A 23,030-nucleotide genomic window follows, 5' to 3' on the forward strand; every position below is an offset into this window, starting at 1 on the left:
GAGCCGCTATTGTCCCGCGCCCGGCTTCCCGGACTTCGCCGGCTTCTTCGCCAGGTGGCCCAGCGGCAGCGCGCGGCTGGCCTTGACCTCGCCGAGAGAGAAGCTGGTGTGCAGGTCTTTCACGTTGGGCAGGTGCATCAGGCTGTTGAGCGCGAAGCGCGAGAAGCCGTCCAGGTCTTCCGCCACCACCTGCAGCTCGAACATGCCGGTGCCGCTGATGTAGTGGCAGGCCACCACCTCGGGCAGCTTGCGGATCGCCTCCTCGATCTTGCGCGTGACCTCGCCGGTGGCGCGGTCGGTGTCCAGGCGCACGAAGGCGAGCACGCCCAGGCCGATCTTGTGGCGGTCGATCTCGGCGTGGTAGCCGCGGATGTAGCCGGCGGTTTCCAGCGCGCGCACGCGGCGCCAGCAGGGCGCCGCCGAGAGCCCCACGCGCTGCGCCAGCTCGGCGTTGGTGAGCCGGGCGTCGGCCTGCAGTTCTTGCAGGATCGCGAGGTCGAACTTGTCAATACTTTCCATGAAGGCCTAGTTTAAGCAAGATCCTTCCAAAAAGCCTGCTTGAACGGGCAAAGAACGCAAACACCTATCAAGGCGGCAGGCATACACTTTGCGAGCATGATGGCTGCGGGAAATGTTCTACCCGGACGCCTCGCCCACCCAATCGCCACGCCCACAAGGCACAGCCACGGAGACAACGATGAACGCACCGCTGCCGGAGCACATTCGCAAGGCCCTAGAAACGGTCACGCTCGACGACAAATACAGCCTGGACTACGGACGCGCTTTCATGAGCGGCGTGCAGGCCCTGGTCAAGCTGCCGATGCTGCAGCGCCTGCGCGACAAGCAGGCCGGCAAGAACACGGCCGGCTTCATCAGCGGCTACCGCGGCTCGCCGCTCGGCGGCTACGACCAGGCGCTCTGGAAGGCCAGCAAGTACCTGAAGGAACAGCACATCGTGTTCCAGCCGGGCGTGAACGAAGAGCTTGCGGCCACCGCGCTCTGGGGCACCCAGCAGCTCGGCTTCTCGCCCGCTGGAACCAACAAGTACGACGGCGTGTTCGGCATCTGGTACGGCAAGGGCCCGGGCGTGGACCGCTGCTCCGACGTCTTCAAGCACGCCAACATGGCCGGCACCACGCCCTGGGGCGGCGTGATCGCGGTGGCCGGCGACGACCACATCTCCAAGAGCTCGACCGCGGCGCACCAGAGCGATCACATCTTCAAGGCCTGCGGCACGCCGGTGTTCTTCCCGACCAACGTGCAGGAGATCCTGGACCTCGGCATCCATGCCTTTGCGATGAGCCGCTTCGCCGGCATCTGGTCGGGCATGAAGACGATCCAGGAGATCGTCGAGTCGAGCGCCACCGCGATGATCGACCCGGAGCGCGTCGAGATCGTGATGCCCACCGACTTCCAGATGCCGCCCGGCGGCCTGCACATCCGCTGGCCCGACCATGCGCTGGAGCAGGAAGCGCGGCTCATGCACTACAAGTGGTATGCCGCGCTGGCCTACATCCGCGCCAACCGGCTCAACCACAACGTGATCGAAGGCCCGAACGACCGCTTCGGCATCATGGCCAGCGGCAAGGCCTTCAACGACACGCGCCAGGCGCTGATCGACCTGGGCCTGGACGACGCGGCCTGCCGCCAGCTCGGCATCCGCCTGCACAAGGTGGCGGTGGTGTGGCCGCTGGAGGCGCAGCTCACGCGCGCCTTCGCCACCGGCCTGCAGGAGATCCTGGTGGTCGAGGAGAAGCGCCAGGTCATCGAATACCAGCTCAAGGAAGAGCTCTACAACTGGCGCGCCGACGTCCGGCCCAACGTGGTCGGCAAGTTCGACGAGGGCGAGGTGTACGAGGCCGAGGGCTACTCCGGCGGCGAATGGTCGATGCCCAATCCGACTTCGCACACGCTCTTGCGCTCCAACGCCGACCTGAACCCGGCACTGATCGCCAAGGCGATCGCCCAGCGCCTGAAGAAGAGCGGCCTCCTGGCTGCCGCCGGCGCCGACATGGCCGCGCGCATCGATGCGCAACTGGCCATCCTGGAGGCCAAGGAGCGCGCCATGGCCGCGCCACAGGCCACCGGCGTCTCGGACGCGGGCCGCCAGCCCTGGTTCTGCTCGGGTTGCCCGCACAACACCAGCACCGTGGTGCCCGAGGGCTCCCGCGCGATGGGCGGCATCGGCTGCCACTTCATGGCGACCTGGATGGACCGTTCCACCATCGGCTTCACGCAGATGGGCGGCGAGGGCGTGCCGTGGGTCGGCCAGCAGCCCTTCACGACCGACCAGCACATCTTCGCCAACCTGGGCGACGGCACCTACTTCCACAGCGGCCTGCTCGCCATCCGCCAGAGCATCGCGGCCGGCGTCAACATCACCTACAAGATCCTCTACAACGACGCGGTCGCCATGACCGGCGGCCAGCAGGTCGGCGAGCGGCCCGAGGGCCACTCGGTGCTGCAGATCGCCGAGAGCCTGCATGCCGAAGGCGCGGTCAAGGTGGTGATCGTCACCGACGAGCCGGAGAAGTACGAAGGCGTGAACGTGCCCGGCCAGGACGTGAAGGTGCGGCATCGCGACGAGTTGGACGAAATCCAGCGCGAGTTCCGGGAGATCAAGGGCACCACGGCCATCATCTACGACCAGACCTGCGCCACCGAGAAGCGCCGCCGCCGCAAGCGCGGCACGGCCGTCGATCCGGCCAAGCGTGTGGTCATCAACGAGCTGGTCTGCGAAGGTTGCGGCGACTGCAGCGTGCAGAGCAACTGCCTGTCGGTGGAGCCGCTGGAGACCGAGTTCGGCCGCAAGCGCACCATCAACCAGAGCACCTGCAACAAGGACATGAGCTGCCTGAAGGGCTTCTGCCCGAGCTTCGTCACCGTCGAAGGCGGCCAGCTCAAGAAGAAGGCGAAGGACAAGTCCGCCACGCCCGCCGAGCTGGGCGCGCTGGCCGAGCCTGCATTGCCTTCGCTCGCCGGCGGCAAGGTCTGGGGCGTGGTGGTGGCGGGCGTCGGCGGCACCGGCGTCATCACCATCGGCCAGCTGCTGGGCATGGCGGCCCACATCGAGGGCAAGGGCATCGTCACGCAGGACGCGGCCGGCCTGGCGCAGAAGGGCGGCGCCACCTGGAGCCACGTGCTGATCGGCGACACGCAGGACGACATCCGCACCACGCGCGTGGGCACCGCGGCGGCCGACCTGGTGCTGGCCTGCGACCCGCTGGTTAGCGTCAATGCCGAAACCATGGCGCGCATGCGCGAAGGGCGCACCCATGTCGCGCTCAACAGCCACAGCACGCCGACGGCCGCCTTCGTGCGCAACGCCAACTGGCAGAACCCGCAGGAAGCCTGCGCCGCCGAGATCGCGCGCGCGGTGGGAGCCGAAGGCGTCGGCGCCTTCGACGCGGATGCGGCCGCGACTTCGCTGATGGGCGACACCATCTACGTCAACCCGATGATCCTGGGCTATGCCTGGCAGAAGGGCTGGATCCCGCTCGAGCATGCCTCGCTGATGCGCGCGATCGACCTCAACGCGGTGGCGATCGAGAACAACAAGGCCGCCTTCGAATGGGGCCGCCAGGCCGCGCAGCGCCCCGAGGCGGTGCAGAAGCGCGTCTCGCCCGGCCAGATCATCGAGTTCAAGAAGCGCGACACGGTCGAGAGCCTGGTCGAGCGCCGCGCCGAGTTCCTCACCGGCTACCAGAACGCGGCCTATGCCGGGCAGTACAAGGCCTTCGTCGCCAAGGTGCAGCAGGCCGAGTCGGCCCTGGGCAAGACCAGCCTGACCGAAGCGGTGGCGCGCTACCTGTTCAAGCTCATGGCCTACAAGGACGAGTACGAGGTCGCTCGCCTGCACACCGACCGCAGCTTCCTCGACCGCGTCGAGGGCATGTTCGAGGGCGACTTCAAGCTCAACTACCACCTGGCCCCGCCGATCATCGCCAGGCGCAACGCCAAGGGCGAACTGCAGAAGCAGAAGTTCGGCCCCGCGATGCTGACCGGCTTCCGGCTGCTCGCCAAGCTCAAGGGCCTGCGCGGCACGGCGCTCGACGTCTTCGGCCGCACCGAGGAACGCAAGACCGAGCGCGCGCTGATCGCCGAATACCGCGCCAGCATCGACGAGGTGCTGGCCGGGCTGAACGCCGGCAACCACGCGCTTGCCCTGGAGATCGCCAGCCTGCCCGAGCAGATCCGCGGTTACGGCCATGTCAAGGAGCGCAACCTGGCCGCGGCGCGCACGCGCTGGGCCGAGCTCGTGGCCAAGTGGCGCGACCCGCGGTCGCAGCGCGCCGCGGCCTGAGGCCGGCGCCGGCAGGTCGCCGGGCCTTGCCCTGAAAGCCCCGAACGCCCCGCCGGGTTAGCCCCGGCGGGGTGAACGCCGCCGAATACAATGTTCGATGCTGTGCGCGGCCAGGCCCCGCGCTGCGCGGCTGCGTCATGCGGCCGCGGAAGCGTGAACTCCGGCTGGGGTTCGCGCTCTTATCACTTCCCTCTGCTGGAGACTTCCTTGTTCATTTCCTCTGCTTTCGCCCAGACCGCGCCTGCTGCTGCTGCCGGCGGCGGCGACATGATGTCCTCGCTCGGCAGCATGCTGCCGCTGGTGCTGATGTTCGTGGTGCTGTATTTCGTGATGATCCGCCCGCAGATGAAGCGCCAGAAGGAAGCCCGCGCCATGATCGACGCCCTGGCCAAGGGCGACGAGGTGGCGACCGCCGGCGGCCTGCTCGGCAAGATCACCCAGCTCGGCGACCAGTACCTGACGGTGGAGATCGCCAAGGGCGTCGAAGTGCAGCTGCAGCGCAGCGCGGTCGTGCAGGTGCTGCCCAAGGGCGCCATCAAGTAACCCATCCCCGTTCGCCCTGAGCTTGTCGAAGGGCCTCTCCCGGCTTCGACAAGCTCAGCCCGAACGGTTCGGCTCAATTTCCAAGCGCGATCATGAACCGTTACCCGGTCTGGAAGTACGCGATCATCGTGATCGTGCTGCTCGTGGGGCTGATCTACGCCCTGCCCAATTTCTTCGGCGAGGCGCCTGCGGTGCAGGTGTCCGCGGGCAAGTCGACCGTCAAGGTCGATGCCGGCACTCAGGCCCGCGTGGCCGAGGCGCTGAAGGCCGCCGGCCTCACGCCCGACCTGTTGACGCTGGACGCCACCTCGGTGCGCGCGCGCTTCGCCAGCACCGACGACCAGCTGAAGGCGCGCGACGTGCTGCAGCGCGCGCTGGTGCCGGATCCGAGCGACCCGCCCTACATCGTGGCGCTCAACCTGGTGTCGCGCTCGCCGGCCTGGCTCGCCGCGCTGCACGCCTACCCGATGTACCTGGGCCTGGACCTGCGCGGCGGCGTCGACTTTCTCCTGCAGGTCGACATGAAGGGTGCCATCGACAAGCGGGCCGAGTCCTTCGCCAATGACCTGCGCTCCGGCCTGCGCGACAAGAGCGTCCGCGGCACCTCGGTCACCCGCAACGGCCAGACCATCGAGGTGCGCTTCCGCGATGCCGCCGGGCTGGAAGCGGCCAAGGCGCTGATCCAGGACCAGTTCACCGACCTCGCGACGACCGACAGCCAGGAAGGCAGCGAGTGGAAGCTCGTCGCCACCATCAAGCCCGAGGCCGCGCGCCGGCTGCAGGACGCGGCGCTCAAGCAGAACATCACGACCCTGCACAACCGGATCAACGAGCTCGGCGTGGCCGAGCCGGTGATCCAGCAGCAGGGCCTGGACCGCATCGTGGTGCAGCTGCCGGGCGTGCAGGACACGGCCAAGGCCAAGGACATCCTGGGCCGCACCGCCACGCTCGAGATGCGCCTGGTGGACGAGTCCGCCGAAGGCCGCGCGGCCGAAACCGGCAGCGGCCCGGTGCCCTTCGGCTCCGAGAAATTCCTCGACCGCGAAGGCCGCCCCGTCATCGTCAAGAAGCAGGTGCTGGTGACCGGCGAGAACCTCACCGATGCGCAACCCGGCTTCGATTCGCAGACCCAACAGCCCAAGGTCGACCTGACCATGGACGCCAAGGGCGGCCGCATCATGCGCGACGTGAGCCGCGAGAACTTCCGCAAGCGCATGGCGATGCTGATCTTCGAAAAGGGCAAGGGCGAGGTCCTGACCGCACCGTCGATCAACGGCGAGCTCGGCAACCGCTTCCAGATCTCGGGTTCGATGACCGTGGTCGAGGCCAACGACCTCGCGCTGCTGCTGCGTGCCGGCTCGCTGGCCGCGCCGATGGAAATCATCCAGGAACGCACCATCGGCCCGAGCCTGGGCGCCGACAACATCCAGAAGGGCTTCGACAGCGTGATGTACGGCTTCGCCGCGATCATGGTGTTCATGTGCCTCTACTACGCGCTGTTCGGCGTGTTCTCGTCGATCGCGCTGGCGGTCAACCTGCTGCTCCTGGTGGCGGTGCTGTCGATGCTGCAGGCCACGCTCACGCTGCCCGGCATCGCGGCCATGGCGCTCGCGATCGGCGTGGCCATCGACTCCAACGTGCTGATCAACGAGCGCGTGCGCGAGGAGCTGCGCGGCGGCGCCTCGCCGCAGGCGGCCATCCATGCGGGCTACGACCGCGCCTGGGGCACGATTCTCGATTCCAACGTGACCACCCTGATCGCGGGCATCGCGCTGCTGGCCTTCGGCTCGGGCCCGGTGCGCGGCTTCGCCGTGGTGCACTGCATCGGCATCGTCACCTCCATGTTCTCGGCGGTGTTCTTCTCGCGCGGCCTGGTGAACTTCTGGTACGGCAGCAAGAAGAAGCTCAAGAGCCTGTCGATCGGTACGGTCTGGAAGCCGGACGCCAGCAAGGCCACGGCCGACGCCAAGTAAGGGAACACAAAAATGGAGTTCTTCCGAATCCACCGGACCATCCCGTTCATGCGCCATGCGCTGGTGCTGAACGCGATCTCCGTCATCACCTTCCTGCTGGCGGTGTTCTTCCTGTTTCATCGCGGGCTGCACTTGTCGGTCGAGTTCACCGGCGGCACCGTGATGGAGGTCGCCTACCAGCAGTCGGTCGACGTCGGCAAGGTGCGCGAAACCATCGGCAAGCTCGGCTACCCCGACGTGCAGGTGCAGAACTTCGGCACCTCGCGCGACGTGCAGATCCGCCTGCCGGTGCAGAAAGGCCAGACCTCGGCCCAGCAGAGCGAGCAGGTGATGGCCGCCCTCAAGGCGGTCGACCCATCGGCCACCCTGCGCGGCAACGAATTCGTCGGCCCGCAGGTGGGCGAGGAGCTCACCACCAACGGCCTCAAGGCGCTGGGCATGGTGGTGGTCGGCATCATGATCTACCTGGCCTTCCGCTTCGAATGGAAGTTCGCGCTCGCCACCGTGCTGGCCAACCTGCACGACGTGGTGATCATCCTGGGCTTCTTCGCCTTCTTCCAGTGGGAGTTCTCGCTGGCGGTGCTGGCGGCGGTGCTGGCGGTGCTGGGATATTCGGTCAACGAGTCGGTGGTCATCTTCGACCGGGTGCGCGAGAACTTCCGGCGCTACCGCAAGATGACGACGCGCGAGGTCATCGACAACGCGATCACCTCGACCATCAGCCGCACCATCATCACGCACGGTTGCACCCAGCTGGTGGTGCTTTCGATGTTCTTCTTCGGCGGCCCGACGCTGCACTATTTCGCGCTGGCGCTGACCATCGGCATCCTGTTCGGCATCTACTCGTCGGCTTTCGTGGCGGCGGCGATCGCGATGTGGCTGGGCGTCAAGCGGGAGGACCTGGTCAAGGGGCCGATCAAGCGCGAGGGCGATCCGGACGATCCGAACGCAGGCGCCACCGTGTGAACGGCGCGCCCTCGGCCCCGACTTTCGTCTGTTGGGGTTGCTGCCGAGCGGGGTCTGCTCTTGTGCGGTTACGCTTCCCGAGGCAAGCTCGCGCCTGAAACGTTTTTAATTAGCCGTCGCTACTGTCCATGATCTCGCGGTCTCCAGCTTCCTCCCAGCAACTCGCTCGCGAGACGCGCGAACGCTTCGTCGCCGCCACCGAAGGTGCGATCCCGCCGGTCGCCCACGCGATCCGCGAGCGGCTGGCCGCCCTCGCCGGAATGACCGGCAACGTGCGCCAGATGCAGGAGAACCGCGACGACTACATCGCTTTCCAGGCCCAGGGGTCGAGCTGGGTGCCGCTGTCGCAGACTGCATGGCGCAAGGCGCTGATCGGCAGTACCGGCAGCGGGCCTTCGGTCAACTCGCTGTCGCGCCTCGAACTGATCGGCGACGAGGTGGTGGAGACCGGCATCCTGTACTCCCGCCTGGCCCAGGCGATCCAGGACAAGGCCAGCTTCGAGCTCAACGACCTGCGGCTGCGCATCCAGCATCTCGAAGGCACGGCCGAGCTCAACGCCAAGGACATCCTCAAGCCCGAGGCGCTGGCCAAAGTGCTGGTCGACCAGTGGCTGGCCGCCGGCCTGAGCCGCAGCCTCTGGACCAAGGTGCAGGACGTGGTGCAGCACCAGCTGGTCGACGTGATCGTCAAGGCCTACAAGGAATCCAATGCCTTCCTGATCGAGAAGGGCGTGATGCCCGAGATCGATCTCAAGAGCTTCGTCAAGCGCACGGGCAGCGTCAGCTCCGGCACGGCGACGCTCGGGACCAGTTTTGCCCATGCCGGCAGCGCGCCGATGGGCGTGGGCGGCCCGCCCGTTGCCTTCGGGGCGCCCCCGGGCAGCTTCGCGCCGGCGGCGATCGGCGTCGGCCGCGGACCGGGCACTGCCGGCGGCGACACGCTGGTCGCGACCGGCGGTTCACCGCTGGTCCTTGCACGCCAGCGGGCGCAGGGCGTGCTGCTCAATCTCAAGCGCTTCGTGACCGCGCGCATCGGCGGCGATCTCTCCCAGCAGCGCGCAGCGGCGGCGGGCAGCATGGCAGCAGGCGGCGGTCACGGCGGTCACGGCGGTCACGGCGGTCACGGTGGTCACGGTGGTCACGGTGGTCACGGCGGTCACGGGGGTGGCGGGGGTGGCGGTGTGGGCCTCGGCGCACCAGCCTTCGCCGCCGCGATCGCCGATGCGGAAGCGGCCTACCAGATGATGTCCTCGCAGTACGTGGTCGGCGACGAGGCCACGGCGATTCACCAGACCGCGGCCGAAATGCGCCGGCGCACCAGCGAACTCAAGAAAAAGGCGCCGACCACCGCCGACAAGGCCACGGTCGAGATCGTGGCGCTGATGTTCCAGGCCATCCTCGCCGAGGAGCGCATCCCGTTCTCGGCGCGCGTGTGGTTCGCGCGGCTGCAGATGCCGGTGCTGCGCGTCGCGATCGCCGAGCCGGAATTCTTCGGCACGCTGCAGCACCCCGCGCGCATGCTGATCGACCGCATGGGTTCCTGCGTGATGGGCTTCGACGCCGCCGCCATTTCGGGCAGCGCACTGGAGGGCGAGATCCGCCGCGTGGTCCAGGTGATCGAGCAGTACCCCGAAACCGGCCAGCGCGTGTTCAAGCTGGTGTTCGACGAATTCGTCGCCTTCCTCAACAAGTACCTGACGCAGAGCGACGCCACCCAGCGCCTGATGAGCGTGGCGCAGCAGGTCGAGCAGAAGGAGACGATGGCGATCCAGTACACCATCGAGTTGCGCAAGATGCTCAATGACATGCCGGTGCGCGAGGAGATCCGTGAGTTCCTGTTCAAGGTCTGGGCCGAGGTGCTCGCGATCGCGGCGCTGCGCCACGGCGCCCAGGACGAGCAGACGGTGACGCTCAAGCGCGCCGCTTCCGACCTGGTGTGGGCTGCGAGCGCCAAGCCCAACCGCAACGACCGCGCCCGCGTGATCCAGGACCTGCCCCAGCTGCTGCAGCGCCTGCGCCAGGGCATGAGCCTGCTGGGCATCGTCGGCGATCCGCAGGAGGCGCACATCAAGACCATCGGCGCCACCTTGTCCGATGCCTTCCTGTCGAAGACCGAGGCCATTCCGCCGGCCAAGATCGAGGCCATGGCCAAGCGCTTGGCCAACCTCGAGGATTTCGTTTCCGACGACGACGGTGCGACCGACCTGCCGCTGGACGCCGCCAGCATCGAGCTGCTGCTCGGGGTCGATGCGGCATCGCTCGAGATCGTGCCCGACACCGGCACCAAGGTCGGCGAGGACATGCTCGCGTGGGCGCGCGAACTCCAGGTCGGCACCTGGTTCATGCTCGACCACAACGACCGCGTGAGCCAGGTGCAGTTCGTCTGGCGCAGCGAGCGCAAGCAGTTGCACCTGTTCGCGTCGAGCGACGGGCGCAGCTTCCTGGTCCAGGTCGGGCGCTTGGCGTCCTATCTGCAGGCGGGTCTTCTGGTGCCGGCCGAGGAGGAAACGCTCACGGTGCGGGCCACGCGCGAGGCGCTGGCCAAGCTGGATGCCAATCCGGAGCGGCTGCTGAACTAGCCGGCTTCAGTGCGCGACGCGGCCTGTCGTGTCGTCGCATAGCTCGTCGAGCACCAGCGCATCGGGCTCGACGCCGGTGCTCCAGTGCACCATCAGCACGATGATCTTGAGCTCGTCGAGCGCCAGCGGGTCGCCCGATGTGGCCATGGCGCGATCGATCACGATCTCGCGCATGCCGGGGGGCAGCACGCTCGCGGACTCGAGGAAGCTGATGAAGCCCAGGCATTCGGCGCCCAGGTGTTCCTGCTCGGCGGTCGAATAGACGCGCATCGAACCCGGCGATTCGGGCAAGGCGGCATCGTTCGGGCTGCGCGCGCTCACCGTGGCGCTGGTCCCGTCGGCGTGCCGGGTCAGTTGCACGCCCTGGGTGGCGAGGCTCAGGCCGTCGAGCCAGCGCAGTGCGTCGCGGATCTCTTCCGCATCGAAGCCCTGCGCGCTGAGCTTGCGGCCCAGTTGCTCGGGCTCGGGACACGCATCGCCGCGCCAGTAGTTTTCGTAGACATACACGAGCACTTCGAACATGGGGCCAATATAGCCCACTCGGCGCGCCTGGCCCGCTGCGTTGTTCGAACGCGACGCCGCCAGCCCTGCGCAACGCGCTGGAACAGGCCGCCGGGCAGGCGGGCGACGCTGACGGCGAGTTCGAGCTCGAGCAGTTGCGCCTGCAGCTCGGCGGCGCTGAAGCCGGTGCGTGCGCACAGCGCATCGAGCCTCACCGGGTCGTAGCCCATGTCGTGCAGGAGCCCGTGTTCCGCGTCGGCATCGGCGTCCTGCGCCGTCGGATTCGCAGCAGCAGAAGCCGTGGCGCCGTCCAGGCGCAACTCTTCGAGCACGTCGCCCACCGTCTCGACCAGCTTCGCACCCTGGCGGATCAAGGCATGGCAGCCGCGCGACAGCGGCGAGTGGATCGAGCCGGGAATGGCGAACACCTCCTTGCCCTGCTCGGTCGCGAGCCTGGCGGTGTGATCAGCGAGCCCGACTGCAGCGCGGCCTCCACCACCAGCGTGCCGCGCGAGAGGTCGGCAATGATGCGGTTGCGCTTGGGGAAGTTCTGGTTGAGCGGCGGCGTGCCGAGCGGGAACTCGCTCACGATCAGGCCGCAGGCTGCGATGCGGTGCGCCAGCTCGCGGTGCCTGGCCGGGTAGACGCGGTCCAGTCCCGTGCCGACCACGGCCACCGTCACCGGGCGGCCCGGGTCATCGGGTGCATCGAGCGCGCCCTCGTGGGCCGCGCCGTCGACGCCGAGCGCAAGCCCCCGACACCACCGGAATTCCGGCTTCGCCGAAGGCCCGGGCGAAGGCGCGCGCATTCGACGCGCCCTGCTGCGTCGGATTACGGCTGCCGACCATGGCGACGCTGTTCCCGAGCTGCGTGAGATACAGCGCTGGCGCGCCCAGCAGGTAGAGCATCAGCGGCGGGTCCGCCATCTCGAGCAGCGAGGCGGGATAGCCGGGATCGCCCAAGGTCAGGATGCGCCGCGTGGCGCCTTCTTCGGTGCCTTGCAGCCATTCGAGGGTCTGGTCGAGCAGTGCCGGAGTTCGTCCGGTGCGCGAAGCAGGGCCTGCGCCTGCGCGTCCGTCACGAGCTGCTGCAGCGCCGCCGGCGACTGCACGAAAACGCCCGCAGGCAGCCCGAAGGCCGCGAGCAGCTTGCGCGCTGCCGTGTTGCCGATGCCCGGCGTCAGCGTGAGCCGCAGCCAGCCCGCGAGTTCTTCACGTTCCACGCGAAGGAGGAAGAGGAGGTGTCAGGGGTTGATCAGCAGATCGCCGATGCGCGGGGCGTCGTTGATTTCGAGCACCAGCGCGTACGAGACCCGCTCGAACGGACGGAACACCATCAGCAGGCCGATGCGCTCGTTGGGCAGCTTCAGCGTCTCCTTGCCCGATCCGGTCTTGTCGATGATGGTTTCGCCGTTCTTGAGGATGGCCAGCACGTGGCCGTTCTCGATGCCGTCGAGGGTGCCCTTGTTGATCGCGACCACCTGGTTCTGGGCCGCGAACTGCACCGCGTTGCCGTAGACCGAGACGATGCGGCCTTCCTCGATGGGCTGCTGGGGCGCGCGCGGCACGTAGCTCAGCAGCTGGCGGGGCGGTTCGGGCAGCAGGCGGTCGCCGGCGCGCATTTCCTCGCGCGCCGCCACGATGTCGACGGTCGCGGGCACCACGCTCTTGAGCTCCTTGCCTTCCACCATCTCGGTGACGCTCGACTCGCCGCGCTGCAGCTGGGCCTTGCCGAGGTACTGCGCCTCGTAGCCGAGGATCTCGCCGGTGCCGGGGTCCTTCAGCGGCGTCGCGTTGCGGAAGATGCGGAAGGTCTTGATCGGGCCGGCGGTTTCCACCAGCGGCGAGTTGACCTCGCCCCGCGCATAGGCGCGGTCGCCGCGCGCGAGCAGCACGCGGCTGTCGTTGCCCGCCACGATGCGCGGCGCCGTGAGCAGGGTCTCCTGGTCGACCACGATCGGCTCGCTCAGGAAGGGTTCGATCAGGCTGGGGTTGAGCGTCGGCAGCGCCATGCCCGACAGCGATTCGAAACGTGTGCGGGGCGTCAGCTTGATGGTGCCTCCGTCGGCCACGCTCGAGCCGCCGCGGCGGGTGCTCAGGCGGGCGCGGCCGCCGGTCTTGTCGAGATAGAGCACCTGGCCTGGATAGATGAGGTGCGGATTGCGGATCTCGCCCATGTTCATGCCCCAGAGCTCGGGCCAGCGCCAGGGGCTGCGCAGGTAAAGGCGGGAAACGGCCCACAGTGTGTCGCGGGGCTTGATCGTGTATTCGTCGGGCGCGTTCGGCGCCAGCTCGCTGAGCGGTACGCCGGTCTGCGCCGTCTGCTGGGCCGTGGCGCGCTGCTGCGGCGTAACGGGGTAGTTCTGCGCGAGGGCCGTCGTGCCGCTGCCCACCATGGCGATCATCGCCAGCGTGGCGAAGATGTTCGGACGCAGGCAGTCGTTGATTCGGAGTTGTTTCATGGTTTGATGGTGTGCACGCACTACGCCCAGGGGGGCGTACGAATCCTCACAATTTGCAACGAATTTTGCGCTGAAGCCCTTGAAGGGGCAACGTTTATCAGGTCGCAGCGCGTCGTACCGTCGCGGAAATGGCGAAAATAACGACAATTTTTCCTCGCATTCATGGCCAAAAGAACCATCCTGAGCTATCCCGACAAGCGCCTGCACACGGTCGCCAAGCCGGTGCAGGGCGTCGACGCGCGCATCAAGACGCTGGTCGCCGACATGATCGAAACCATGTACGAGGCGAACGGCATCGGCCTGGCCGCCACGCAGGTCGACGTGCACGAACGGCTGGTGGTGATCGACATTTCCGAGGAGCGCAACCAGCCGCTGGTGCTGATCAATCCCGAGATCGAATGGGCGAGTGAGGAAAAAGTACTCAACGAGGAGGGGTGCCTCTCGGTGCCCGGCATCTACGACGGCGTCGAGCGTGCAACCGCGGTGCGCGTGACCGCCCTCGACGCCAACGGCGAGCCCCAGACCATCGAGGCCGAGGGCCTGCTGGCAGTCTGCATCCAGCACGAGCTCGACCACCTGCTCGGCAAGGTTTTCGTCGAGTACCTCTCTCCCCTCAAGCGCAATCGCATCAAGAGCAAGCTGCTCAAGCAGCAGCGCGAAGACCAGAAGCTCGAACAACGGGAAGGACGGCGGTGAGCGTCGTCGCCCGCGCCTGGCCCGCCGCGCTGCTTGTTGCGGTGCTGGGGTTGGCGGGCTGTGCGGGCGAGCCGACGCGGATCGCGCCGGGCACCTTGAAGGCCGACGCGCTGCAGCAGCTCGGTGCGCCCACCGCCGCGTACCCGCTGTCGGGGGGCGGCGAGCGGCTCCAGTATTCCCGTGCGCCGGCCGGCTTCGAGGTGAACAACGTCGATCTCGACGCCAGCGGCCGCGTGGTCTCGATCCGTCAGGAACTCGACGATCGCCTGTTCGACCGCACCATCCAGCCCGGCGTCGGTGTCTGGCGCGAGGCCGACGTGCTGCGCATCTACGGCCGCCCGTTCGAGATCACGCGCGTGAGCTCCTACGACGGCGTGATCTGGAGCTGGCGCTACAAGATGATGAACGCGCCCCGCCTGCTCTACATCTATGTCGACCCTGCCGGTGTGGTGCAGCGCTACCACACGGGCGACGACCTGATGCGCGATCTCTTCGAGCGGATGTGAGGGTCGCATGAGGGTTGCGTTTGCGGGCACGCCCGAGTTCGCCCGCGCCGCGCTGGAGGCGATCGCCGCCGCGGGCTTCGAGATCGTGCTGGTGCTGACCCAGCCCGACCGCCCCGCCGGCCGGGGCATGAGGCTGCAGGCCTCGCCGGTCAAGCAGTTCGCCACAGCGCACGGCTGGCCGGTGGCGCAGCCGCGCAGCCTGCGCCTGGACGGCAAGTACCCCGAGGATGCCGCCGCGGCACGCGCCGCCATCCTCGAGGCCAAGCCCGACGTGATGGTGGTCGCCGCGTATGGCCTGATCCTGCCGCAGTGGGTGCTCGATGCGCCGCGGCTCGGCTGCCTCAACATCCATGCGAGCCTCTTGCCGCGCTGGCGCGGCGCGGCGCCGATCCATCGGGCGATCGAGGCCGGCGATGTCGAGACCGGCGTCACCATCATGCAGATGGATGCCGGGCTCGACACCGGCGACATGCTGCTCGCCGAATCGCTCGCGATCGGCGAGGACAGCACCGCGCAACTGCACGACCGGCTCGCCGCGCTCGGCGGGCGGCTGATCGCCGACGCCTTGAAGCAGGCTGATGCCGGCACGCTGCACCCCGAGCCGCAGCCGGGCGAAGGCGTGACCTATGCGCACAAGGTCGAGAAGCACGAGGCGCAGGTGGACTGGACGCAGGATGCCGCCACCATCGTGCGCCGCATCCGCGCCTTCGATCCCTTTCCCGGCGCGAGCAGCGCGCTCGACGGCGAAACCATCAAGCTCTGGGCGGCGCGGGTTCAGCCCGGGACGCCTGCGGACGCAGCGGGCACGGTGCTGGCAGCCGGCGCGCCGGGCATCGCCGTCGCTGCCAGGGATGGCGTCGTCGTGATCACCGAGCTGCAGCGGCCCGGCGGCAAGCGCTTGGCCGCGGCCGATTTCCTGCGCGGCTTCGACATCAAGCCGGGGCAGGTCTTCGGCTGATGTTTTTTTCTCCTTCCATCCGCCGCCAGCCGGAGTTCCGCCAAGGCGCGACCGAAATGTCCTCGGTCGCCGTCGGCATCGGCGCCTGGGGCCTGATGACTGGCGTGGCCATGGTCAAGTCGGGCATGAGTGTCTTCGAGTCGGTCGCGATGACGCTACTGGTCTATGCCGGCAGCTCGCAGCTGGCCGCCATTCCGCTGCTGATCGCGGGTGCGCCGGCCTGGGTCGTTCTCGCCACCGGCTTCTGCGTCAACCTGCGCTTCGTGGTCTTCAGCCTGCATCTGCGGCCCTACCTCATGCACATGCCGCGCTGGCGCCGCCTGACGCACGGCTACCTCACGGCCGACATGAGCTACGCGATGTTCACCGGCCGCTATCCCGAGCCGCCCGCGAGCGAGCCCGAGAAGCGGGCGCAGGAGGCCTATCTGACCGGCAATTACTTCGTGACCTGGTCCTCGTGGATGGGCATGAGCCTGCTCGGCATCGTGCTGGCCAACCTGATTCCGCAGAGCTGGGGGCTGGGCTTCGCTGGCGTGCTGAGCCTGGTGGCCATCGTCTGCTCGATGGCGACGACGCGCCTGCGCATCCTGGCCGCGCTGATCGCCGGCGCCACGGCGGTGGCGGCCTACGCGCTGCCGCTCAAGCTCAACATCGTGGCCGGCATCGGTGTCGCGGTGCTGCTGTGCTTCTGGCTCGAGAAGCAGTTCGGGCTGGACCCCGACGCGGAGGACGATAAGTGAGCATCGGCAACGGCGGCGCCACCGACTTCTGGACCCTGGCGGTGATCGCCGGCCTGGCCGGCGTTACGGTGCTGACGCGCTGCTTCTTCTTCATCCTCGATCGGCCCTGGGGCTTGCCGGACTGGGCGCACCGCGCGCTGCACTATGCGCCGGCGGCCGCGCTCGCCGCCGTGATCGTGCCCGAGATCGTGATGTCGCAGGGGCACCTGATTTCGACCTGGAAGGACGCGCGGCTCTATGCCGCAGCGGCCGGCGCCGCTTATTACTTCTGGCGCCGCGGCGTGTTGGGCACGATGCTGGCAGGCATGGTGGTCTACCTGCCGCTTCACTTGGGGCTCGGCTGGTAGCTAGTCGAGTTGTACGCCGGCCGACTTGATGACCTTGCCCCAGCGCTCGCTCTCGGCGCGCGACAGCTTGTAGAAGTCCTGCGGCGTGCCGGGCAGTGCCTCGAAGCCGAAGTCCGCGAACAGCTTGACCACCTTCGGCGCCTTCATCGCCTTGTGCAGCTCGCCGTTGATCCGGTTCACCGCTTCCTGCGGCATGCCGGCCGGGCCGATCAGGCCGTGGAAGGCATAGGCATTGACGTCCTTGAAGCCGACTTCCGAGAAGGTCGGCACATCCGGCAATGCGCTCGCGCGCTGCGGCAGCGCGATCGCGAGCACCCGCACCTTGCCCGACCGGATGATCGGCAGGCCCGAGGCGAGGTCCAGCATCATGGTCGGCACCTGGCCGCCCATGATGTCGGTCATGGCCGGCGCGGCGCCCTTGTAGGGCACGTGGACGATGCCGAGGGCGGCCTTCTGCTTGAAGAGCTCCATCGCCATGTGGTGCGGCGTGCCGTTGCCGGGCGAGGCATAGCTCACCTTGTCGGGATTGGCCTTCACGTAGCTCACGAACTCGGCGACCGTCTTGGCCGGAAAGTCCGGATGCACCACCAGCGCGACCGGGAAGCGGCCGATGGTGCCGATGTAAGTGAAGTCGCTCGCCGGCTTGTAGGGCAGCTTGGCGAACATGTGCTCGTTGAACAGCAGCGCCGCGTTCTCGGCCTGCATGATCGTGTAGCCGTCGGGCTTGGCCTGCATCAGCACCGACACGCCGATGTTGGTGGAGGCGCCCGGGCGGTTGTCGATGACGATGGGCTGGCCGAGCGAAGGCTGCATCGCGTCGGCCAATGCCCGCGCGAGGTTGTCGGTGCCGCCGCCCGCGGGGTACGGCACGATCCAGCGCAGCGGCTGGCTGGGGTAGGCGCTCTGGGCCGGCGCATGGCTGGCCGCGGCCAGCGCGAGGCCGGCGGCCAGCAGTTGCAGGAATCGTTTCATCGCTTTTGTCCCCGGGTTAGAAAAGAAATCAGCCGCGCAAGGCTTGCCATAGCTCGCGGTCGCGCTCTGCCGTCCACACGACCGGGTGCTCGATGCCGCGCAGCTCGTCATAGGCCCGCGACACGTCGAAGGGCAGCACGTGCTGGAACACGGGCCAGTCGCCGAAGCGCGACTTCATCGCTTCTTCGGCGCGTTCGAAGCAGCCGCGCAGGCTCTCGCCCGCGTCGATGCCCGAGCGCACGCTCGCGAGCAGCGTCGACAAGAAGGCCTTGGTGAGCGCGATCGCCTCGGCGCAGGCGGCGGGGCCCTGCAGCACCGCGCCGCGTCCCGGCACCAGCACCGCGGGCTCGAGCGCGGCCACGGCGTCCAGCGCGCCAGCCCAGTCCTGGATATAGGCGTCGCCGGCGTACACGCCGCAGCGGTTTTCCACCACGTCGCCAGAGAACAGCACGCCGCAGTCGGGCAGCCAGGCGACGGTGTCGCCGCCCGAGTGGCCGCGGCCCAGGCACATGAGCCGCACCTCGCGCGCGCCGCCCAGCCACAGGCTCATCTCGCCCTCGAAGCTCATGCTCGGCACGGTGAGGCCGGGAATCTCTTCCACGCCGGCGAAGAGGCGCGGGAAGCGCCCCACCTCGGAGTCGAAGTCGGCCTGGCCGCGCTCGCGCACCCAGTCGAGCGTGCCGCGGCTGGCGATGATGGCCTGCACCTCGTCGAAGGCGCTGGCACCCATCACCCGCACCGCGTGGTAATGCGTGAGCACGATGAACTTGATCGGCTTGCCGGTCACGCGGCGGATGTCGGCCAGGAAGTCGCGCGCCATGCGCGGCGTCGGGCGCGTGTCGATCAGCACCACGTGCTCGTCGCCGACGATGAAGCCGCAGTTGGGATCGAAGTCGCTGATGTAGCCGTAAACGTTGGGCGCGAGCTCGCGCACTTGCGGCTTCTGCTCGCGCGTGTCGGAGGCCGAGGCGAAAGAGACGGTCGTGTTCATTCGCGTGCCGCCTTGATGCATTCCAGCAGCGCGGCCTGGTCGCCGCACTGGTTGGCCAGCAGCAGCACGAGGCGGGCGTTGAGGTCCGCGCTCTGGGCCTCGCTCAATCCCTCGTGGGCGGCGAGCCACTCGGTGTAGAAGCCATCGGGGTCGGGGATGTGGGGGTCGGTGATCATGCGTCTTGCGCCAGTGCGGTGTGGAGGGCGGTCGCGATCGCCGCCGGCGTGGGATCGGTGAGCAGCGCGGCGCGGTAGGCGTCGGGTCGCACGAGGCAGAAGCTGCCGGGCGAGCCGACACCGAGTTGCCGCGCGAGCGCGTGATCGGGCTGCAGCGTGGGCAGGCTGCTCTCGCCACCTACGGCGACGAGCTGCAGCGGCAGCGATACCGCCACCTCGGCTGCAGCCTCGGCCTGCGCGCGCGTCGGTGCGAACCAGATCCCGAGGCACTTCGTTCCCTCGGCCAGCAACTGCATCGGCGTGGTCGGCCGGCCGTCGCTCCAGCGAAGCGGCAGGTTCTGCAGCGTGCGCCCGCCTTCGGGCAGGTGCCGCGCCGCCGGGTAGTCGTTGGCCACCGACATGCGGCCCGTGTTGACGAGCGCTCGCGCAAAGGGGTAGCGCGCGGCCAGCGCCACCACCGCGCGCCGCAGCGTGTGTTCGGCCGGCGAACGCGGCGCCAGGAAGCGGGCGGTGCGGCTCGCGACCTGGAGGTTCTGCGCGGCGGCGGGGCGGCGCTCCGCGTCGTAGGTATCGAGCAGCGCGTCGCCGGCCTGGCCCTGCATGACCAGCGCCAGCTTCCAGCCGAGATTGGCAGCGTCCTGGATGCCGCTGTTGCCGCCGCGCGCGCCGAAGGGGCTCACGACGTGGGCCGAATCGCCGATGAAGAACACGCGGCCGTGGCGGAAGCGGTCGAGCAGATGGTCGCGGTAGCCGTAAGGGCCGATCCAGACGAATTCGAACTCCACGCCCGGCCCGAGCTGCTCGCGCAGCCGCGCGCCGGCCACCTCGGGCTTGCTGATGTGGGCGGTGTCGCAGTCCTCGGGCATCTGGTAGTCGATGCGCCAGACGCCGTCGGCCATCAGGTGCTGCCAGACCGCGCGGCCCTCGTTGAAGGGCGCGTCGACCCAGGTCCAGCGCTCGACAGGCAGCGGCTTCTTGAAGCGCACGTCGCTGATGCACCAGCGGTCGGTGCTGCGCGAGCTGTGGGCGTCGAGCCCGAGCTGGGTGCGGATCGCGCTGTTGGCGCCACTCGCGTCGATCAGGTAGCCGGCCTCGATCGCGTAGGGGCCGGCGGGCGTCTCGACCTCGACGCGAGCGCCGTCGCCGCCGGGCACGATGCGCGTCACGCGGTTCTTCCATCGCAGGTCCGTGAAGCCGAGTTCGAGGATGCGGTCGACCAGGAACCACTCGAGGTAGAACTGCTGCAGGTTGATGAAGGGCGGCTGTGCGGAGACGCTGTCGGTCTTCAGGTTGAAGTTGTAGACCTCCTCTTCGCCCGAGAAGGTGCGGCCAAAGGACCAGGTGACGCCCTTGTCGGCGATGCGCCGGTAGATGCCGAGCCGCTCGAAGATCTCCAGGCTCTTCTGCGCGTAGCAGATGCCGCGCGAGGAGGCGCCGCGCACGCCGACCGTGTCGTCCTCGTCCAGCAGCACGGCGCGCACGCCGCGCTGCGCGAGGTCGCAGGCCAGCGTGAGGCCGGCTGGACCGGCGCCGACGATGACGATCGGATGGCGCACGAGCGTATCGCTACCCAGCTCGGGCGGCGGCTGGAAGGGCCAGCGCGGCAGCTCGTAGTCGGGCGCGAAGTGGAAGCTTTCCATCGCGGCGCTCACAGCGCGTGAGCCCACTCGGCGATGGCGTCGGCCGCGCGCGTCACCAGTTCGGGCTGGCCCGCCAGGTAGTGGTTGCCGCCGACGATGTCGACGTTGCGGATGCGCGCGCCGCCGGCCTGGAGCCAGGCATCGCGCGTGCTCGGGAAGGTGGACTGGTCGGCCGTGTGGGTCAGCAGCAGCTTGGGGCAGGTGGTGCGCGCCAGGTTCGAGGGCCCATCGGCCTGCGAGCGCGAGGACCATTGCGAGAGAAAGGCGGTCAGCGAAGTGGTGCGGCCCATCGCGTTGGCCGAGTAGTTCACCTGCCGCGCATCGCCCCAGACGCTGCCGGGTGCGCGGTCGTTGCGGTCAATCGAAAGGTCCACGCAGCGCGGATCGGCGTGCGTGCGGTAGACGATGAAGGCCTGGTCGCGCGGCGCGCCCGGCGTGCTGCGCAGCAGGCGCAGGCGCTCCATGGCCCAGTTCTCGAGCCGGTCGAGCCTGGCCTTCTGGGCGGCGCTGAAGCGCGCGAGGAATTGGGCGCTGTAGGGCAAGCCGTGGCGCGCGTCGTACATGTCGAGCTCCGGGTCCACCGACAGCGAATCGTGCTCATCGGTGACGGAGGGATCGATCCAGTCGCGCATCAGCTTCGAGCGGCCCTGGTGCGCCGCGCACAGGGCAATGCCATCCGCCGGCGGCAGGTCGTCGGGATGCAGATGGGTCGGGTCGTCGTCCGGGAAGTGATGTGCCGTGAGCTTCTCGGCCTGCGCCTGGTAGAAGCTCGCCAGCGCGGCGCCGCCCGAGTTGCCGATGAGCAGCACCTTCTCGTAGCCCGCGGCGCGCAGGAATTGCACGCCGGCACCCAGGTCCTGGATCGCGCGCTCCATCAGCAGCACCGTGTCGTTGCCCATGTAGCGCGAGTTGAGGCCCATGCAGCAGATGCCGCGCTCGGCCAGCGGCGCGATCAGGTAGTGCCCCATGAAGTTGCTCGTGGGGTGCATCACGATGGCCGCGATCTTCTTCGGGCCGGCCGGCGCGCGGTACGCGCCGTAGATGCGCGGGCGCAGCATCTGGAGGCCCGACTGGCTCTCCATCGCGGCGCCGGGCTTGACGTCGATGACGGCGAGTTGGAGCTCAGGCATGCGCCGCTTTCCTCCGCAGTTCGGCCTTGCGCAGCGTCCAGGCATCGAGGTCGGCATGGGCGCGCTTCGCATGCGCGTCCATCTCGGCCTGCGGCACGGTGGGCGTGGTCAGCTCGACGCGGATGCCGTTGGGGTCGAAGAAGTAGATCGACTCGATGATGTGGTGGTCGGTCAGGCCCAGAACCTCGACGCCGGCCGCCTCGAGCCGTGCCTTGGCGGCCAGCAGGTCGGCCACCGAATCGACGCGCAGCGCGATGTGGTTGACCCAGGCCGGCGTGTTGGGCGAAGGCAGCGCGGCCACGTCGTCGCCGAGGTCGAAGAAGGCGATGTAGGAGCCGTCGCGCATCTGGAAAAAGATGTGGACGTAGGGGCAGAACTCGCCGGTGCTCGGCACATGGTCGCTCTTGATCACGTGCACCAGCGGCAGGCCCAGCAGGTCCTCGTAGAAGCGGCGCGTCTCCTCGCTGTCGCGGCAGCGCCAGGCGAAGTGGTGCAGTCCGCGCACTGGCACGGGCGAGGGGGTCATGGCTTGTCTCCGGTGAAGGCTCGGAAACGAATTGGGCCGCCGTTCTTCTTATGATTCAATCGAAATAAATTCATTGATTGATGAACTGAGGCCATGAATCTGACCCTGCGCCAATTGCGCGCCTTCGACGCCGTGGCCGACACCGGCAGCTTCACCGCCGCGGCCGCCCGGCTGCACCTGACCCAGTCGGCGCTCAGCGTGCTGGTGCGCGAACTGGAGCGCGAAATGGGCGTGCAGCTCTTCGACCGCCACACGCGGCGGGTGCTGCTCTCGGAGGCCGGACGCGAATTCCAGCCCTCGGTGCAGCGCCTCTTGGCCGATCTCGCGGGCGCGGTGGCCGGCGTGACCGAGCTGCGCGACCAGAAGAAGGGCGTGCTGCGGCTCGCCGCGCCGCAGCTCATGGCCTGCACGCTGATGCCGCGCGTGATCGCGGCCTACAGCGCGCGCTACCCGGACATCGACGTGCGCCTGGCCGACACGCTGCCCGAGCACCTGCTGGCCGGCGTGCTCTCGGGCGAGGTGGAGTTGGCGGTGGGGCAGGACGTGGCGGTAGATCCCGCAGTGATCAAACGCCGCACGCTCTTTCGCGACCGCCACTGGCTGATCTGCCCGCCCGACCATGCCTTCGCGCGCCGGCGCCAGGTGCGCTGGAGCGAGCTCGGGCCCTACACCTTCATCGCGCCGACGCGCGATTTCCGCCAGCGCGTGCTGCCCGAGCTGGACGCCGACGCGCGCGAGCTGATGCTGCGCGCCACGACGCAGGAGGTCTCGTACATGACGACCGCGTTGGGCATGGTCGCTTCGGGCCTGGGGCTCACGGTCTGCCCGACCTACTCGGCCTCGCTGGTCAAAGCCCACGGGCTGCAGATGGTCAAGCTCGACCGGCCCGATTTCCATCGCGAGGTCTGCGTCTATGCCGCATCGCGGCGCTCGCTGTCGCCGGCGGCCGCCGGTTTCGTCGAGATGCTGGAGCAGTTCGTGCGGAAGCCGGGCCTTGGCGGTTGATCGACACCAGGGCGTCA

The 23,030-nt window shown here is 68.4% G+C and carries 20 protein-coding genes and 1 pseudogene; 11 read left to right on the plus strand and 10 right to left on the minus strand.

The features are described from left to right. Window positions 1-6: 6 nt before the first annotated feature. Complete coding sequence (locus BLS74_RS18720; RefSeq protein WP_093108646.1) at window positions 7-519, minus strand: Lrp/AsnC family transcriptional regulator; 513 nt, start codon at window positions 517-519, stop codon at window positions 7-9. Window positions 520-697: 178 nt separating this feature from the next. On the opposite strand from BLS74_RS18720, the gene BLS74_RS18725 reads away from it, so the two are divergent. The 5 genes from BLS74_RS18725 (at window position 698) to BLS74_RS18745 (ending at window position 10,364) form a co-directional block, all read left to right on the plus strand. Beyond that, window positions 698-4,303: an indolepyruvate ferredoxin oxidoreductase family protein gene (locus BLS74_RS18725; protein ID WP_093108647.1), complete on the plus strand. Its 3,606-nt coding sequence runs from the start codon at window positions 698-700 to the stop codon at window positions 4,301-4,303. Between the two features lie 207 nt (window positions 4,304-4,510). Further along, complete coding sequence (gene yajC / locus BLS74_RS18730; RefSeq protein ID WP_093108648.1) at window positions 4,511-4,846, plus strand: preprotein translocase subunit YajC; 336 nt, start codon at window positions 4,511-4,513, stop codon at window positions 4,844-4,846. 92 nt (window positions 4,847-4,938) lie between these two features. After that, window positions 4,939-6,819, plus strand: coding sequence for a protein translocase subunit SecD (gene secD, locus BLS74_RS18735; protein WP_093108649.1), 1,881 nt, complete (start codon window positions 4,939-4,941; stop codon window positions 6,817-6,819). Window positions 6,820-6,831: 12 nt separating this feature from the next. Continuing rightward, entirely contained in the window at window positions 6,832-7,785 is a 954-nt protein-coding gene (gene secF, locus BLS74_RS18740; protein WP_093108650.1) for a protein translocase subunit SecF, read from the plus strand. 128 nt (window positions 7,786-7,913) lie between these two features. After that, window positions 7,914-10,364 carry a DUF1631 family protein gene (locus BLS74_RS18745; protein WP_093108651.1) on the plus strand — a complete coding sequence of 817 codons (2,451 nt, stop codon included), beginning with the start codon at window positions 7,914-7,916 and terminating at the stop codon, window positions 10,362-10,364. Between the two features lie 6 nt (window positions 10,365-10,370). On the opposite strand, the gene BLS74_RS18750 is transcribed toward BLS74_RS18745, so the two are convergent. From BLS74_RS18750 to BLS74_RS18760, 3 genes and pseudogenes are all read right to left on the minus strand, one after another. After that, window positions 10,371-10,886, minus strand: a complete 516-nt coding sequence (locus tag BLS74_RS18750; protein WP_093108652.1) for a Smg family protein — start codon at window positions 10,884-10,886, stop codon at window positions 10,371-10,373. Window positions 10,887-10,954: 68 nt separating this feature from the next. Further along, window positions 10,955-12,087 (minus strand): annotated as a pseudogene (gene dprA, locus BLS74_RS18755) (DNA-processing protein DprA); the annotation flags it as partial. A gap of 21 nt (window positions 12,088-12,108) precedes the next feature. Then, entirely contained in the window at window positions 12,109-13,326 is a 1,218-nt protein-coding gene (locus BLS74_RS18760) for a LysM peptidoglycan-binding domain-containing protein (RefSeq protein WP_093108653.1), read from the minus strand. 162 nt (window positions 13,327-13,488) lie between these two features. Here BLS74_RS18760 and def point away from each other — a divergent pair, with 162 nt between their 5' ends. From def to BLS74_RS18785, 5 genes are read left to right on the plus strand one after another with little or no spacing between them, the layout of a single operon-like run. Next, window positions 13,489-14,022: a peptide deformylase gene (gene def / locus BLS74_RS18765; protein ID WP_093108654.1), complete on the plus strand. Its 534-nt coding sequence runs from the start codon at window positions 13,489-13,491 to the stop codon at window positions 14,020-14,022. After that, window positions 14,019-14,528 (plus strand): hypothetical protein, encoded by a 510-nt coding sequence (locus BLS74_RS18770; protein ID WP_093108655.1) that lies wholly within the window; start codon window positions 14,019-14,021, stop codon window positions 14,526-14,528. The genes def and BLS74_RS18770 overlap by 4 nt, the downstream gene beginning before the upstream one ends. 7 nt (window positions 14,529-14,535) lie before the next feature. Continuing rightward, window positions 14,536-15,486 carry a methionyl-tRNA formyltransferase gene (fmt, locus tag BLS74_RS18775; protein WP_093108656.1) on the plus strand — a complete coding sequence of 317 codons (951 nt, stop codon included), beginning with the start codon at window positions 14,536-14,538 and terminating at the stop codon, window positions 15,484-15,486. Further along, window positions 15,486-16,226, plus strand: coding sequence for an AzlC family ABC transporter permease (locus BLS74_RS18780; RefSeq protein WP_093108657.1), 741 nt, complete (start codon window positions 15,486-15,488; stop codon window positions 16,224-16,226). The genes fmt and BLS74_RS18780 overlap by 1 nt, the downstream gene beginning before the upstream one ends. Then, window positions 16,223-16,573, plus strand: coding sequence for an AzlD domain-containing protein (locus tag BLS74_RS18785; protein ID WP_170855650.1), 351 nt, complete (start codon window positions 16,223-16,225; stop codon window positions 16,571-16,573). Before BLS74_RS18780 ends, BLS74_RS18785 begins: the two co-directional genes overlap by 4 nt. On the opposite strand, the gene BLS74_RS18790 is transcribed toward BLS74_RS18785, so the two are convergent. From BLS74_RS18790 to BLS74_RS18815, 6 genes are read right to left on the minus strand one after another with little or no spacing between them, the layout of a single operon-like run. Further along, complete coding sequence (locus BLS74_RS18790) at window positions 16,574-17,545, minus strand: Bug family tripartite tricarboxylate transporter substrate binding protein (protein ID WP_093108658.1); 972 nt, start codon at window positions 17,543-17,545, stop codon at window positions 16,574-16,576. A 28-nt stretch (window positions 17,546-17,573) separates the two neighbouring features. After that, window positions 17,574-18,536 (minus strand): MBL fold metallo-hydrolase, encoded by a 963-nt coding sequence (locus tag BLS74_RS18795; protein ID WP_093108659.1) that lies wholly within the window; start codon window positions 18,534-18,536, stop codon window positions 17,574-17,576. Beyond that, on the minus strand, window positions 18,533-18,712 hold the full coding sequence (locus BLS74_RS18800; protein WP_093108660.1) for a DUF2783 domain-containing protein: 180 nt from the start codon (window positions 18,710-18,712) through the stop codon (window positions 18,533-18,535). Before BLS74_RS18800 ends, BLS74_RS18795 begins: the two co-directional genes overlap by 4 nt. After that, window positions 18,709-20,352 (minus strand): FAD-dependent oxidoreductase, encoded by a 1,644-nt coding sequence (locus tag BLS74_RS18805; RefSeq protein WP_093108661.1) that lies wholly within the window; start codon window positions 20,350-20,352, stop codon window positions 18,709-18,711. Before BLS74_RS18805 ends, BLS74_RS18800 begins: the two co-directional genes overlap by 4 nt. Before the next feature lie 8 nt (window positions 20,353-20,360). Next, window positions 20,361-21,482, minus strand: a complete 1,122-nt coding sequence (locus tag BLS74_RS18810) for an alpha/beta hydrolase family protein (RefSeq protein WP_093108662.1) — start codon at window positions 21,480-21,482, stop codon at window positions 20,361-20,363. Then, window positions 21,475-22,008, minus strand: a complete 534-nt coding sequence (locus tag BLS74_RS18815; RefSeq protein WP_093108663.1) for a VOC family protein — start codon at window positions 22,006-22,008, stop codon at window positions 21,475-21,477. The genes BLS74_RS18810 and BLS74_RS18815 overlap by 8 nt, the downstream gene beginning before the upstream one ends. Window positions 22,009-22,101: 93 nt before the next feature. Between BLS74_RS18815 and BLS74_RS18820 the strand changes: the two genes are divergently transcribed. Further along, complete coding sequence (locus tag BLS74_RS18820; RefSeq protein WP_093108664.1) at window positions 22,102-23,013, plus strand: LysR family transcriptional regulator; 912 nt, start codon at window positions 22,102-22,104, stop codon at window positions 23,011-23,013. Window positions 23,014-23,030: the final 17 nt, after the last annotated feature.

This window comes from Variovorax sp. CF079 (assembly GCF_900101545.1).
In the GTDB taxonomy this organism is placed as follows: Bacteria; Pseudomonadota; Gammaproteobacteria; order Burkholderiales; family Burkholderiaceae_C; genus Variovorax.